We start from the raw sequence: 13,042 nt of genomic DNA, 5'->3' as shown, positions 1-13,042 counted from the left end.
ACCTTGCGCATCCGATGGTTTTGGCCTACCGTCAATTATCCCCCTTATTACTGTCCGCGATGATTATGTCTTTCGAATCCCGTTTACTGAGCGCTATTCCCGGTATTCGCCACGCTTTTCTCGATGTACACGAAACCGCCGCATTTCCCTATAGCGAGATGGCGCCCGTTAAGCTGGTGCATGGCAACATCGTGCATCATTATCAGACGTTGCTCACCCTGCCTGCGCGTGAATTAACGAAACGCTATAGCGACCGGTTGTTCCATCAGCGCAGCGAGCCGTTCGTCGAAGCGCAAAAGGCATCAGCAAGAGGGGAGGATAATCTGTGGTTCGATTTGCGGGCCTTCGCACAACTGCTTTTGCGCCAGGCGGGGGTTATGCAGGAGAATATCGAATGGCTGGGCAGCTGTACCTACTGTACGCCGCAATCGCTTGGTTCTTACCGGCGGCGTACCCACTTCCCGGCAGAGAAGACGTTCCAGTATTCGTGGATTATGCGCGAGGCCTGATATACCCGGACAGGCCGCGACGGCTGTCCGGGCGTGGCGAGACAATCAGAAGTCCATTTTCAGCGTAAACTGCACTTCCCGCGGGTCGCCAATCTGGTTGCCCAGATTGTTGGTGGCGATGGATGAGGTGTAGTAGGTCTTATCAAACAGGTTCTTCAGGTTAACCTGCAGCGTCACCGGATATTGCAGCTTCATCTTATAGGCGGCGAAGAGATCGGCGACCGCGTAGCCCTGCAGATAATAGTCCGCGCCGTTGGTGCCGGAGCGTTTGCTCACCGCGCGACCGCCGCCGCCGACGGTCAGCGTATTGCTGTCGTAGACGTTATGGATGTCGTAGCTCAGGAACAGCGAACCGGTGTGTTTCGGGACGTTGGGCAGCGGCTTACCGGCATAGTCAGGATCGTCGAGCACTTTCGCGTCGGTGTAGCCATAGCTGGCAATCACGCTCAGGTTATCGGTAATCGAACCGGCCAGATCCACCTCGACGCCGCGTGAACGCACTTTGCCGGCGGTTTTAGCGACGGTCTCATCGCCGATGATTTCGTTGTACAGCACGTTGCGTTTATCAATATCAAACAGCGCGATGTTGGCGGTGATGCCGCTTAACAGATCAAACTTAGCGCCCACTTCATAGGCGGTGGACTCTTCCGGCGGCAGATTGCCGATATAGCTGGCGATCGATGACTGCGGCATAAACGACTGCGCGACGTTACCGAACAGCGAGACGGTCGGCGTCAGCTTATACACCAGACCCAATTTTGGCGTCCATTTCTGGTCGCTGCTGTCGGTGTTGACGTTGAAGGGCCGCCCTTTGCCAGCGTACTGGGTGTAGTACTGATAGCGCATCCCGGCGACGGCAATCCACTTGTCGGTCAGATAGAGCGCATCCTGAACGTAGGCGGCGTAGCTCTCCTGCTGAATACGCTGATCGCTATCGGAAGCCGACACGGCGTTGCAGGGGCCGATAGTGCCGTAGACCGGGTTGTAAATATTGAACCCTTTCACGTTTTTACAGCGGATCATATCGGTGCGCAGCAGATCGTAATTCTCATAGGCGATGCCGGTGAGCACTTCGTTATAAAACCCGCCAACCACCACCTTGCCCTGCAAATCGGCGCGGGTGGCGTGCATCTTCTGCGTCGAGCCGCGGGTGGCGTCAACGCGGCGGGTCAGAGCGCCGGTGGCCGAATTGTAGGCCATCACGCGGGCCTGGTTATCGTTGTAGTGATCCTGGCTGTAGCTGTAGTCAAAGCGGGCGGTCCAGGCATCGTTCAGACGATATTCGCTATTGAGCTGCGCCAGATCGGAGTAGCCGTCGGTCACGTTAAACGGCTCGTCAAAGCGCGTTTTCCGATCGACGTTGACCGCATGGCCGGTATTGAGATCGAAGATCGTGCCGCGATCGAACGGGGTGCTGTAGTTGCGATGGGCGTACGATACGTTCACCGTCGCTCTGTCGCCAGACCAGGTCAGGGAAGGGGCGATAAAACGGCTTTTCTCTTTACCATAGTTGCGCCAGTCATCTTCGTGTTGGTACTCGCCGATGAGCCGGTAGGACAACCGCGTACCTTCGATGGGGCCGGTGACGTCAAACTGGCCGCTGCCGCCGCCAAAACTGCTGGAGGTGGCGGAAACCGAGCCGCCGAAGGCGCTCTCCGGGCGTTTGCTGACCACGTTAATCAATCCGCCGGGGTCGAGAATGCCGTACAGCGTGGAGGCCGGGCCTTTCAGCACCTCCACGCGGTCGGTGGCGGCATTAAAGCTGCGCGGCAGGACGGTGCGCAGGCCGTTGGTCATGATCGAGCCGTCGCGGTTGGCGCCAAAACCGCGGCGGGTAAAGGCATCCTGGGTGCCGCCGAGAGTGTTGGTCTGGACGACGTTGGCAACGTTATACAGCGCCTCGTCAAGGGAGGTGGCATGCTGATCTTCCAGCACTCTGTCGCTGACGGTGTTCACCACCTGCGGAATATCCAGTAGCGGCATTGATGTTAAGGTCGCCGTTGAGCTGGCAACCGGCTGATAGCCGTTGGTGTCATTTTGCCGATCGCGCCCGGCGACCACCGTCATGGTTTCGTCGCCAGCCTTTTTCTCTCTGCTGACGCTGTTTTCTGCGGCAATTAATCCCGGTGAGGTAAAAGAACCCAAAAATATCAGTGAAAAAAGAGCTCGCCCTTTCAGCGTGGTGAAAGGGATCGTTGATCGCGTCATTTATCTGTTTCTCGTGAACGAATCTGTCCTTTGCAGACAGAAAAAGCCAATTAAATCATTGCCCTTAAAAATATTATCTGCCTGTCATGCGCGATGATTTGCGTTCAGGCATGTAATTGAGAATCATTCAATCACGAGAGGATGTAGTAGTAAATGTTCTGTAAGATAAAAAATCAGCCGTTGCCAGACCGGCGTTTTTGGCGCGCTTTATTGCCGGTGTATGTTATATAATATTTTGTTTTATATATAAAAAATATTTCTTTCTCTACGCGCTTATCCTGGTAGTACAGATATTTTATGTCCGCTAAAACAGGGTATTGACTACTACATGTATCCGCAGCATGATCAAAAGAGAATGAGATTTATTTTTGTTTGACTGCAGAGCGTGCTGGCTGATGCCACGCCGTTGCGGCGCAGGAGCGAGTTATGCCACAGCGGGTGATACCTGCAGAGCGGGGAATCGTGCTGGATTCCCTGTCGGCCGGATACGGCCAGACCCTGATTGTCGATGACATTCATCTGACGATCCCTCACGGTAAAATGACGGTACTGGCCGGGGCCAACGGCTCCGGTAAATCCACGCTGCTGTCGACGATTGCCCGCATGCTGAAACCGCTTGGCGGCAGCGTTCGTCTGGATGGGCAGATGATCCACTCCATGCCGACCCGGGCAGTTTCGCGCCAACTGGGGATCCTGCCGCAGTCTCCACTCACTCCCGAAGGATTAACCGTCTTTGAACTGGTTTCCCGCGGGCGCTATCCCTGGCAGGGGCTGATGCGCCAGTGGTCTGATGCCGACGAACGGGCGGTGGAAGAGGCGATGGCGTTAACCGGCACCGCCGAATTTGCCCATCTGCCGGTAGACAGCCTCTCCGGCGGCCAGCGTCAGCGCTGCTGGATTGCGATGGCGCTGGCGCAGGAAACGCCGACGATCCTGCTGGACGAACCGACCACCTGGCTCGATTTGCGCTATCAGGTCGATATCCTCGAACTGCTGCAAACCCTGACCCGCGAACATGGACGCACGGTGGTCACCGTGCTGCACGACCTGAACTTTGCGGTGAACTATGCCGACATCCTGGTGTTCCTCAAGAAAGGGCGTATTGCCGGGGTGGTGGACGAAAACGCCAGCTGTACCCCGGAGCTTATCAAAACCGTGTTTGATGTTGAGGTACAGATGTCGCTCAACCCGCAGACCGGTAAACCCTTCTTTATGCCCTTTCGCGTGCGCCAGGGGGAAGCCCAATGAGCGCCTGCGCGTTGCCGCTGCGCCGCCGTCGGGCGCGACCAAAACGGGCGATCGTGCTGCTGGCGCTGCTGCTGATTGTCGGTTCGGTGGTGCATCTGGGACTGGGCGCGCGCTGGATTGCGCCGGAGACGGTGCTCCAGGCGCTGTTGCACTATGACCCGCGTAATTTTGACCAGCGGATTATTGTCGAACTGCGTCTGGTTCGCCTCGCGGCGGCGCTGTTGACCGGCGCGACGCTGGGCGTCGCCGGTCTGCTGCTGCAGACGGTGATTCGTAACCCGTTGGGGGAGCCGCATATTCTGGGGCTGAATGCCGGTGCCTCGCTGGCGGTAGTCGCAACATCGGCGCTGGGTTTGAGCGCAATGACGCCGGATCGCCCGCTGATTGCCGCCGGCGGCGCGGCGCTGCTGTTTGGCGGCGTCATGCTGCTGGCGACCGCCGGGCGCGGTGGGGCGACGCCGCTACGCATCACGCTCTGCGGCGTGGCGCTCTCGGCCTTTGCCTCGGCGGTGACCGCCGCGATCCTGATTCTGGATGAACAAACGCTGCTGGCGATGCGCACGTGGCTGGCGGGCGATCTGGCCGGGCTTAACTGGTCAGTTTTACGCGCGGCGGCGCTTCCGGCGCTGGCCGGGGGCCTGCTCGCGCTGCTTATCGCGCCTCGTCTCAACGTTCTGGCGCTGGGCGACAAGGTGGCGCTCGGGCTGGGGGTGAACCTTGTGCAGACCCGCCTGCTGGGGCTGGGCGCCATTGCGCTGCTGTGCGGCGCGGCAGTGGCGGTCGCCGGGCCGATAGGTTTTGTCGGACTGGTGGTGCCGCACGTCATCCGTCGTCTGGTCAGCGAAGATATTCGTCTGGCGCTGCCGCTGGCGGCGCCGGTCGGGGCGCTGGTGCTGCTGTTCGCGGATATCGCCGCCCGTACCCTGGTGGCGCCGCAGGAGCTGGCGACCGGGGCGATGACCGCGCTGGTTGGTGCGCCGGTATTTATCTTTATCGCCGCGAGGTTTTTTAAATGAAAAACGCGGCGCGCCGTGCCGGTTTCCGTCCCCTTCGCGCGGGGCGCTGCCATCTGCTCCTGCGCCCGGCGGCGCTGAACACCGCTGCGGCGCTGATTATCGCCATTCTGCTTCTGGCAAGCTTTGGCCTGACGCGCGGCAGCTTTCCGCTGCCTGCCGGTACCCTGGCGCGTGCGCTCTTCGCCCCGGAAAACGTCGGCGAACAGTCGCGCTTTATCCTGTTTGATATTCGCCTCCCACGGCTGCTGATGGCGCTGCTGTGCGGCGCTATGCTCGGGCTGGCGGGGGCGGCGATGCAGAGCATCACCCGTAACGGGCTGGCGGATCCGGGGTTGATTGGCGTCAAAGAGGGGGCCAGCGTCGTGGTGCTGGCGTTGATTCTGTTCTTTCCCGCCGTCGGCCTGGTCTGGCGGCCGCTGGCGGGGATTCTCGGCGGGGCGCTGGTGGCACTGCTGGTGCTGGTGCTGGCCCGCGATTGCTCGCGGCCGCGCTTCATTCTGATCGGTATCGGCGTCTCATGGACGCTGGCGGCGGCGGTGGGCATTTTTATGACTACCGCCGATGTGCGCGATGTGCAAACGGCGATGATCTGGCTTGCCGGCAGTCTGCATGCGGCAACCTGGACGCTGTTGACGGTGGCCTTTTTGTGGGCGTTGCCGGGGACATTGATTCTGTTTCTGACCGCCAGGGCGGCGGATGTGGCGCAGCTTGGCGACCGTACCGCGGTAGGGCTCGGCGTGCGCCTGCAGCAGCTGACCCTGCTGCGCTTTTTCGCGCCGGTGCTGCTCACCTCCGCCAGCGTCTCCTGCGTCGGCAGCCTTGGCTTTGTGGGGCTGATGGCACCCCATATGGCGCGCTTTCTGCTGCGCGGCGGCCAGGTGTCGCTACTGTGCGGCAGCGCGTTGATTGGCGCGCTGCTGGTGCTGTTTACCGATACCCTCGGCCGTCTGGCCTTCGCGCCGCTGCAAATTCCGGCCGGAATTGTTATTGCGCTGGTGGGGTGTCCGTTTTTTATCTTGCTGCTGTGGCGTCGTCGTGACGCCCTGTCATGTTGAAGGGTTGCTATGCGTTGGCTTATTTCTTTGCTGTTGTTAGCGGCGGGCGTGACCAGCGCCGCCGAGGGTCAAACACACACGTTTACCGATGATTTAGGGCGGGTGGTGACGGTGCCGCTGCATCCGCAGCGTATCGTCTCGATGCACGACCTGGATATCACGATTCCGCTGATTGAACTTGGCGTGCCGCCGGTGGCCAGCCACGGGCGCACCCGCCCCGACGGTAGCCACTATCTGCGCTCCAGCGCCCAGCTGACCGGGGTCGATTTTGATAACAGCGCGATCCAGTTTATCGGCACCGCGGATATCGACCTCGAAGCGGTGGCGGCGGCGAAGCCGGATCTGATTATTACCGAACCGAGCCGCCACGTCTCCGTGGAACAGCTGGAGAAGATTGCGCCGACGGTCAGCATTGACCATCTGCAGGGCAGCGCGCCGCGAATTTACAGCAAGCTGGCGCAGCTCACCGGCAGCGAAGCGCGGCTGGCGATTCTTGAACATCGCTATCAGGCGCAGATAGCCCAGCTTAAAGCGCTGGTGGATACCCGCAATATCACCGTGTCGGTGATTCAGGCCAACAATGGCAAAGTCACCGTTCACCATGCCTACCACGCGCTGGGACGGGTGCTGCGCGATGCCGGGTTCCGTTTTCCGCCGTTGATCGACAAGATCCCTGACGGACAGCGCATTGACGTCAGCGCCGAACAGCTGCCGGAGCTGGATGCGGATTTTGTTTTTGCCACCTGGCGATCGGATACCGGCGGTAAACCGCAGGAGGAGCTGCAGGCGATGGAAGGGGTGATGCCCGGCTGGTGCGACTTTATGCGCGCCTGCCGCAGCGGCCGCTATATCCTGCTGCCGCGCGAGGAGGTTATCTCCAACTCCTATGCCGCCCTGACCCTGATGGTGGCGCAGGTGCAGTCGCACATTGCCGGTCGTCCGCTGCCGGCGGAGCGGAAATGAAAACACCGGTGAAAAGAGAGAAAGGGCGGGTCGACCTGTTCGGCGAACGCTTTCGCGCCCGGGCGCACCAGCTGTCGCCGCGCCTGCTGGCGGTCGTCAGCTATATCAACGAAAACCGTGAAGTGGTGCTGGAGCGCACGGCGATGGAGATCGCCGCGGCGACTCAGACTTCGGATGCCACCGTGGTGCGGGCGATTCAGGCGCTGGGCTTTGCCGGGCTGCGCGAGCTGAAACAGACCATGGAGCGCTGGTTCGGCCCCGCCATCACCTCATCGGAGAAAATGTTGTCAACGGTGAATGCGCTCTCCTGCGATGTCAATTCGAGCATTGATTTTGTGCTGGAGGGCCATCAGCGCGCCTGCGAAGTGCTCTCTCGCCCCGCCAACCGCGCCGCCGTCGCCCAGGCGGTGGCGCTACTCAGCGAGGCGCGGCAGGTGGCGATTTTCGGCATCGGGGCGTCGGGGATTCTGGCGGAGTACACCGGCAGGCTGTTCAGCCGTATCGGCTTACCCTCCTGCGTGCTCAACCGCACCGGTTTCAGCCTTGCCGAGCAGCTGATTGGCCTGCAGCGCGGCGATGTGATGATGATGATGGGCCAGAAATCGCCGCATCGCGAAGGGATGACCGCGCTGCGTGAAGCCCGGCGGCTGGGGATCCCGACGATTTTGTTGACCCAGGCGCTGGACTCGCGTTTCAGCCAGGAGGCGCAGGTGGTGATCGACGTCCCGCGCGGCGGCGATAACGGCCGGGTACCGCTGCATGGCACGGTACTGGTGTGTCTCGAAATGCTGGTGCTGTCGGTGGCGACGACCACGCCGCAGCGGACCATGAAGTCGATGAAGCGCATTAACGAACTGCATAAAGCGATTGGTAAATCCGGCGGTAAACGCGGCTAAGTCCGCGATAATGCGCCCGCGGAAAGGTTTCCTGTTGCAAGTCGTCGTGATGGTGTGTATTTTTATGCAAAATTAATGCATAAAAAGAGGTTGTCATGATGGGGAAATGGATGAAGGCGTGCTGTCTGTTGGTGGCTCTGGCAGGCAGCGCTCAGGCGGCGCAGGAGACCTACGTTGTCGGTTCCGGCGGGACCTACCGCCCGTTTGAATATGAAAACAGCCAGAAACAGCTGGAAGGCTTTGATATTGATATCATCAAAGCAATCGCCAAAGCGGAAAACTTTAATATCAAGCTGGTGAATACCCCGTGGGAAGGGATCTTCGCCACCCTCGGTTCCGGCGACCGCGACATCATTATCTCCGGGATAACCATCACCGATAAGCGCAAGCAGATGGTTGATTTTTCCGCCCCTTACTTCCCGGCTGAGCAGTCCATCGTGGTGCCGGCCGATTCCAAAGTGACCTCTCTGGCGGCGCTGAAGAGTGAAAAGGTTGGGGTCGTCAACTCCAGCACCGGCGATATCGTGGTTTCTGATGTGCTGGGTAAAAACAGCACCTCGATTAAGCGTTTTGATAATACCCCGCTGATGCTGCAGGAGCTGTTTGAAGACGGCGTCAGCGCGGCGGTGGGCGATGTGGGCGTGGTGAAATACTATATCAAGCAGCATCCGGAGAAGCAGTTTAAGCTGGTGCCGGACGCCAGGTTTGAACGTCAGTATTTCGGTATCGCGGTAGCCAAAGGCAACAGCGAACTGCAGGCGAAAATCAACGCCGGCCTGAAGAAAATCGTTGCCGACGGTACCTACGGCAAAATCTATAAAACCTGGTTTGACGACAACGTCCCGACGCTGCCTGCGCAATAATTCATCTTTTGGTTTTCATGACGGCTATCGACGCGTGCGATAGCCGTATTTTTTAGGGAAGCACTATGACGGGATTCCGTTGGGAGATCATCGAGGAGTACGGTCCGCTGTTTATGGACGGCGCCTTGATGACCATTAAATGTACCATTATCTGCGTGATCCTCGGCACCCTGTGGGGGCTGACGCTGGGCCTTGGGCGTATGGCGAAGGCGGAACACGGGCCGTGGAAATATGTGCTGCGCTATCTGGTGCAGTTTCCGGTGCGCGTCTACGTCAGCGCGTTTCGCGGCACGCCGCTGTTTGTGCAGATTATGGTGGTGCACTTCGCGCTGGTGCCGCTGTTTATCAACCCGCGCGACGGTCTGCTGGTCAGCCACGGGCTGATGAGCGCCGATTTTGCCCGCGAACTGCGCTCAAACTACGGCGCGTTTCTCTCCTGTATCGTCGCCATTACCCTGAATGCCGGGGCCTACGTCTCGGAAATCTTCCGCGCCGGTATTCAGTCGATTGATAAAGGGCAGATGGAAGCCTCCCGCGCGCTGGGGATGCCGTGGTGGAAAACCATGCGCCAGGTGATTTTGCCGCAGGCCTTTCGGCGGATCCTGCCGCCGCTGGGCAACAATGCGATTGCCATCGTCAAGGACTCTTCGCTGGCTTCGGCTATCGGTCTTGCCGATCTGGCCTATGCCGCGCGTACCGTGTCCGGCGCCTATGCCACCTACTGGGAACCCTACCTGACCATCTCCCTGGTCTACTGGGTCATTACCTTCCTGCTGGCGCAGCTGGTTAACCGTCTGGAAAAGAGGTTTGGCAAAAGTGATTCACATTAATAATCTGCACAAACGTTTCGGCGACAGCCACGTACTGCGCGGCATCAGCTGCGATATTAAGCCGCAGGAAGTGGTCTGCATTATCGGGCCGTCGGGGTCCGGAAAAAGCACGTTTCTGCGCTGTATGAATGCGCTGGAAAGCGTCAGCGAAGGCATCGTCGAAGTCAACGGCTTCGCCGTCCACGACCGCAGCACCGATCTGAACAAGATGCGGGAAAGCGTTGGCATGGTCTTTCAGCGTTTTAATCTGTTCCCCCATATGACGGTGCTGGAAAATCTGATCATGGCACCAGTCAACCTGCACGGCGTGAGCCGTTCGCAGGCGGTGCAGCTGGCGGAAGAGCTGCTGGCGAAGGTGGGGTTAAGCGATAAGCGTGACGCCTGGCCCTCCAGCCTCTCCGGTGGTCAGCAGCAGCGGGTGGCCATTGCCCGCGCGCTGGCGATGAAGCCTTCGATTATGCTGTTTGATGAACCGACCTCTGCGCTGGACCCCGAGCTGGTAGGCGACGTGCTGGAAGTGATGAAAAACCTTGCCAGCGAAGGGATGACGATGGTTATCGTCACGCACGAGATGGGCTTTGCCCGCGAAGTGGCTGATCGGGTTATCTTTATCGATCAGGGCATTATTCAGGAAGAGGGGAAGCCTGAGCAGATCTTTAGCGCTCCGCTCAATCCGCGCACCGCGGCCTTCTTAAGCAAAGTATTATAAGAGCGCACCACATGCGCCATCAGCGGAGCTTCGCTGATGGCGTTAGCCGTTAGCCGCCCGGCTAAGGCTGCTTCTCAGGCGGTTTCCGTCTGCACATCGGCGTCTCGGTCCTGACGTTCATTTGCCAGCAGCGCTGTCTCCGTTTTCCCCAGGCACTGAATCAGCAGGAACAATACTCCGCAGGCCAGCAGGGTGACCAGCAGGCCATCATAGCCGGATACGCTGATCAGCAGGCTGCTGACAACCGGTCCGGCAACGCTGCCCGCCGACCAGAAAAATCCCAGCAGGGCGTTGATCATAATAAGCTTCTGCCCGCTGAAGGTTTTACCGGCGCGCACCAGTGAGAGCGTGTACAGCGCCCCTGCCGCCGCGCCGAGAATCAGACAGCCGATTATGAGCTGGCGATACGATGCCAGCAGGAAAGGCAGCGCCAGCAGGGAGAGGCAAAACACCACCGCGCAGCTCAGATGCACGCGGCGGAGGCCAAATTTGTCGGCCACCCAGCCCAGCGGGGCCTGGAAGAAGGCATCGCCGGTTAACACAATGGTCACCAGCAGGACCGCCGTCGCTTCGTTCAGCCCTTTATCCATCCCGTAGAGCGGCAGCAGCGCCAGAATGCTGGCGTCAAAGAAGGCGAAGCAGAAAACCCCGGACGCCAGGACCGGTAAAAAAGCCCCCAGACTGCGCCAGCTGGCGCGCTCAGCGAGGCTTTCGCGGCTTCCGCCCGGCAGATGGCGCAGCATCAGCAGACAGGCGGCGGTCAGGCCGATGACGGCCAGTAAGACCCAGGTTTGATAATCGGCGCCGGCAGAGATCAGCAGCGGCCCGGCCAACTGGCAGCCGGTGAATGCCGAGGCGTAAATACCGGTCAGGGTGGCGCGGTTTTTACCCGCCGCGCCGCCGGTTATCCAGCTTTCGCCAAGCACGATAATCACCCCGGAGGCGATACCGGTCAGAAAGCGCGGCAGCAGCAGTTGCAGGAGATCGACGGTCAGACAGGAGGCGACGGTGGCCAGCGCCAGCAGGATCAGGTTGGCCGTGAGCAAGCTGCCCATCTCAAAACGACGACACAACGCGGGCGAGAGGAACGACGAGAGCATCATGCCCGCCGGGGGCAGTGCGGCCAGCAGGCCGACATAGACCGTGTCGGTCTGTTGCTGCGCAAGTTCAAGGCTGATTAAAGGTACCGTATAACCGGTGATAAATCCCACTAATGATGCGGCCATAATCATCGCCAGCGTGGGGGCAAGGCGATGGTGCTCTGGGTTAAACATTTTATTCCCGATAACGGAAGTCAACAGGTGGATAATCCGGCAAAGTGCCGACGACCCTGCATATTAATTAATCGGCTGCGCGCTGTCACCGTTGAAATGACGACTAATATTGATACGCGACATCGGGCGCCCGCTAAAACGCGCCGTTCGGGCCGCCGGAGTGTTGTCAGCGCGCTGGCGAAAGGATATAACGAAGAGGGCATTCCGCCGGCGGCGGGCGCATGCATAAAATGTATCCCGATTTCATACTCGTTCAGCGTTGATGCTGTGCAGGAAAGGAGTAACACATGGCAGTATCGCCTTCATCGATCGCCGAGGCCATCCGCTGGCGTCGTGATTTTCATGCCTGTCCGGAGCTGGGCTATCAGGAGCAGAAAACCTCGCGGCGCGTCGCTGAATTATTGACATCCTTTGGCCTGCAGGTGCATTGCGGGCTGGCAGGGACCGGCGTGGTGGCCACCCTCGAGAACGGCCCCGGACCGGTTATCGGCCTGCGCGCCGATATGGACGCGCTGCCGATGACCGAGCTGGGCGATGTCAGCTATAAGTCGCGCAATCCGGGCGTGATGCACGCCTGCGGCCACGATGGCCACACCGCCATGCTGCTGGCCGCCGCCGCGCATCTGACCCACACCCGGCGCTTTCGCGGGACGGTGCATTTTGTCTTCCAGCCGGCCGAAGAGAACCTCGGCGGCGCGCGTAAAATGGTCGAGGAGGGGCTATTTTCCCGCTTCCCGATGGACGGTATCTACGCGCTGCATAACTGGCCCGGACTGCCGCTGGGACACGTGGCGGTTAACGAGGGGGCGATGATGGCCTCGCTGGACGCCTTTGAAATCACCCTGACCGGCAAAAGCTGCCACGCGGCCATGCCGGAAAGCGGCGCCGACCCGATTGTCGCCGCCGCGCAGTTGATTATGGCCCTGCAGACGATCCCCTCGCGCCGTCTGTCGCCGCAGGAGTCGGCGGTGGTCAGCATTACCCAGATTAGCGGCGGTGAAGCGATTAACGTTTTACCGGACAAAGTGGTGCTGCGCGGCACCTTCCGCTGCCTAAGCAACCCGGTGCGCGAACGGGTGAAAGGGCTGATTGAGCACTATGTCAGTACGCAGCCGCCGGTCTCCGATGTGCAGGGGGCTATTTTCTGGTATCCCGGCTATCCGGTGACCAAAAACCATCGTGCGCAGGCGCGAAACGTGCGCGAGGCGGCGGTGGCGGTACTGGGAGAGGCGGCGGTGAGCGGGCAGATCGCGCCGTCGATGGCGTCGGAGGATTTTGCCTGCATGCTGGAGGCCTGCCCTGGCGCCTATTTCTGGATCGGTACCGATGGCGAAACGCCGTCGAAACCGCTGCATAATGCCCGCTATGATTTTAACGACGATCTGATTGAACACGGTGTCGCGCTGTGGACGGCGCTGGTGGAAAAACTGCTGCCGGTCGGCTGACGCCAGCGCCAGCAGCCAGCAATATG

At 59.9% G+C, this 13,042-nt stretch carries 11 protein-coding genes and 1 pseudogene; 10 read left to right on the top strand and 2 right to left on the bottom strand.

The window, feature by feature from the left end; translation table 11 throughout:
- Positions 1 to 65 precede the first annotated feature (65 nt).
- On the top strand, positions 66 to 509 hold the full coding sequence (locus FNY10_RS10140) for a laccase domain-containing protein (RefSeq protein WP_160704604.1): 444 nt from the start codon (positions 66 to 68) through the stop codon (positions 507 to 509).
- Between the two features lie 45 nt (positions 510 to 554).
- On the opposite strand, the gene FNY10_RS10135 is transcribed toward FNY10_RS10140, so the two are convergent.
- Positions 555 to 2,576: a TonB-dependent siderophore receptor gene (locus tag FNY10_RS10135; protein WP_160704876.1), complete on the bottom strand. Its 2,022-nt coding sequence runs from the start codon at positions 2,574 to 2,576 to the stop codon at positions 555 to 557.
- Positions 2,577 to 3,143: 567 nt separating this feature from the next.
- Between FNY10_RS10135 and FNY10_RS10130 the strand changes: the two genes are divergently transcribed.
- The 8 genes and pseudogenes from FNY10_RS10130 to FNY10_RS10095 all read left to right on the top strand — a co-directional run bounded on the left by FNY10_RS10130 (position 3,144) and on the right by FNY10_RS10095 (position 10,297).
- Positions 3,144 to 3,965, top strand: a complete 822-nt coding sequence (locus FNY10_RS10130; protein ID WP_160704606.1) for an ABC transporter ATP-binding protein — start codon at positions 3,144 to 3,146, stop codon at positions 3,963 to 3,965.
- On the top strand, positions 3,962 to 4,981 hold the full coding sequence (locus FNY10_RS10125; RefSeq protein ID WP_160704608.1) for an iron ABC transporter permease: 1,020 nt from the start codon (positions 3,962 to 3,964) through the stop codon (positions 4,979 to 4,981). The genes FNY10_RS10130 and FNY10_RS10125 overlap by 4 nt, the downstream gene beginning before the upstream one ends.
- Positions 4,978 to 6,036, top strand: coding sequence for an iron ABC transporter permease (locus FNY10_RS10120; RefSeq protein WP_202395493.1), 1,059 nt, complete (start codon positions 4,978 to 4,980; stop codon positions 6,034 to 6,036). Before FNY10_RS10125 ends, FNY10_RS10120 begins: the two co-directional genes overlap by 4 nt.
- A 9-nt stretch (positions 6,037 to 6,045) precedes the next feature.
- Complete coding sequence (locus FNY10_RS10115) at positions 6,046 to 6,999, top strand: iron-siderophore ABC transporter substrate-binding protein (protein WP_160704610.1); 954 nt, start codon at positions 6,046 to 6,048, stop codon at positions 6,997 to 6,999.
- Positions 6,965 to 7,895, top strand: a pseudogene (locus FNY10_RS10110) (MurR/RpiR family transcriptional regulator). Before FNY10_RS10115 ends, FNY10_RS10110 begins: the two are co-directional and overlap by 35 nt.
- A gap of 95 nt (positions 7,896 to 7,990) precedes the next feature.
- Positions 7,991 to 8,758: a basic amino acid ABC transporter substrate-binding protein gene (locus tag FNY10_RS10105; RefSeq protein ID WP_100683605.1), complete on the top strand. Its 768-nt coding sequence runs from the start codon at positions 7,991 to 7,993 to the stop codon at positions 8,756 to 8,758.
- A gap of 65 nt (positions 8,759 to 8,823) precedes the next feature.
- Complete coding sequence (locus FNY10_RS10100; protein ID WP_100683606.1) at positions 8,824 to 9,588, top strand: amino acid ABC transporter permease; 765 nt, start codon at positions 8,824 to 8,826, stop codon at positions 9,586 to 9,588.
- A complete protein-coding gene (locus FNY10_RS10095; RefSeq protein WP_131048031.1) occupies positions 9,575 to 10,297 on the top strand; it encodes an amino acid ABC transporter ATP-binding protein in 723 nt (240 codons plus the stop codon). The genes FNY10_RS10100 and FNY10_RS10095 overlap by 14 nt, the downstream gene beginning before the upstream one ends.
- Positions 10,298 to 10,371: 74 nt before the next feature.
- Here the strand turns inward: FNY10_RS10095 and FNY10_RS10090 are convergent, their stop codons facing one another.
- Positions 10,372 to 11,571, bottom strand: coding sequence for an MFS transporter (locus FNY10_RS10090; RefSeq protein ID WP_100683607.1), 1,200 nt, complete (start codon positions 11,569 to 11,571; stop codon positions 10,372 to 10,374).
- Positions 11,572 to 11,858: 287 nt separating this feature from the next.
- Between FNY10_RS10090 and FNY10_RS10085 the strand changes: the two genes are divergently transcribed.
- On the top strand, positions 11,859 to 13,016 hold the full coding sequence (locus FNY10_RS10085; RefSeq protein ID WP_131047936.1) for a M20 aminoacylase family protein: 1,158 nt from the start codon (positions 11,859 to 11,861) through the stop codon (positions 13,014 to 13,016).
- The last annotated feature ends 26 nt before the right edge of the window (positions 13,017 to 13,042 follow it).

This window comes from Klebsiella sp. Lac1 (assembly GCF_009825425.1).
Classification (GTDB): Bacteria; Pseudomonadota; Gammaproteobacteria; order Enterobacterales; family Enterobacteriaceae; genus Klebsiella; species Klebsiella electrica.
This window is presented reverse-complemented; position numbering and strand designations above follow the sequence as displayed.

What these genes read in the sequence shown, in the direction of transcription:
- FNY10_RS10135 (WP_160704876.1), bottom strand. Translation starts at nt 2,576, where the DNA reads ATGACGGTGGTCGCCGGGCGCGATCGGCAAAATGACACCAACGGCTAT.
- FNY10_RS10100 (WP_100683606.1), top strand. Translation starts at nt 8,824, where the DNA reads ATGACGGGATTCCGTTGGGAGATCATCGAGGAGTACGGTCCGCTGTTT.
- FNY10_RS10140 (WP_160704604.1), top strand. Translation starts at nt 66, where the DNA reads ATGTCTTTCGAATCCCGTTTACTGAGCGCTATTCCCGGTATTCGCCAC.
- FNY10_RS10115 (WP_160704610.1), top strand. Translation starts at nt 6,046, where the DNA reads ATGCGTTGGCTTATTTCTTTGCTGTTGTTAGCGGCGGGCGTGACCAGC.
- FNY10_RS10120 (WP_202395493.1), top strand. Translation starts at nt 4,978, where the DNA reads ATGAAAAACGCGGCGCGCCGTGCCGGTTTCCGTCCCCTTCGCGCGGGG.
- FNY10_RS10125 (WP_160704608.1), top strand. Translation starts at nt 3,962, where the DNA reads ATGAGCGCCTGCGCGTTGCCGCTGCGCCGCCGTCGGGCGCGACCAAAA.
- FNY10_RS10085 (WP_131047936.1), top strand. Translation starts at nt 11,859, where the DNA reads ATGGCAGTATCGCCTTCATCGATCGCCGAGGCCATCCGCTGGCGTCGT.
- FNY10_RS10105 (WP_100683605.1), top strand. Translation starts at nt 7,991, where the DNA reads ATGATGGGGAAATGGATGAAGGCGTGCTGTCTGTTGGTGGCTCTGGCA.
- FNY10_RS10090 (WP_100683607.1), bottom strand. Translation starts at nt 11,571, where the DNA reads ATGTTTAACCCAGAGCACCATCGCCTTGCCCCCACGCTGGCGATGATT.
- FNY10_RS10130 (WP_160704606.1), top strand. Translation starts at nt 3,144, where the DNA reads ATGCCACAGCGGGTGATACCTGCAGAGCGGGGAATCGTGCTGGATTCC.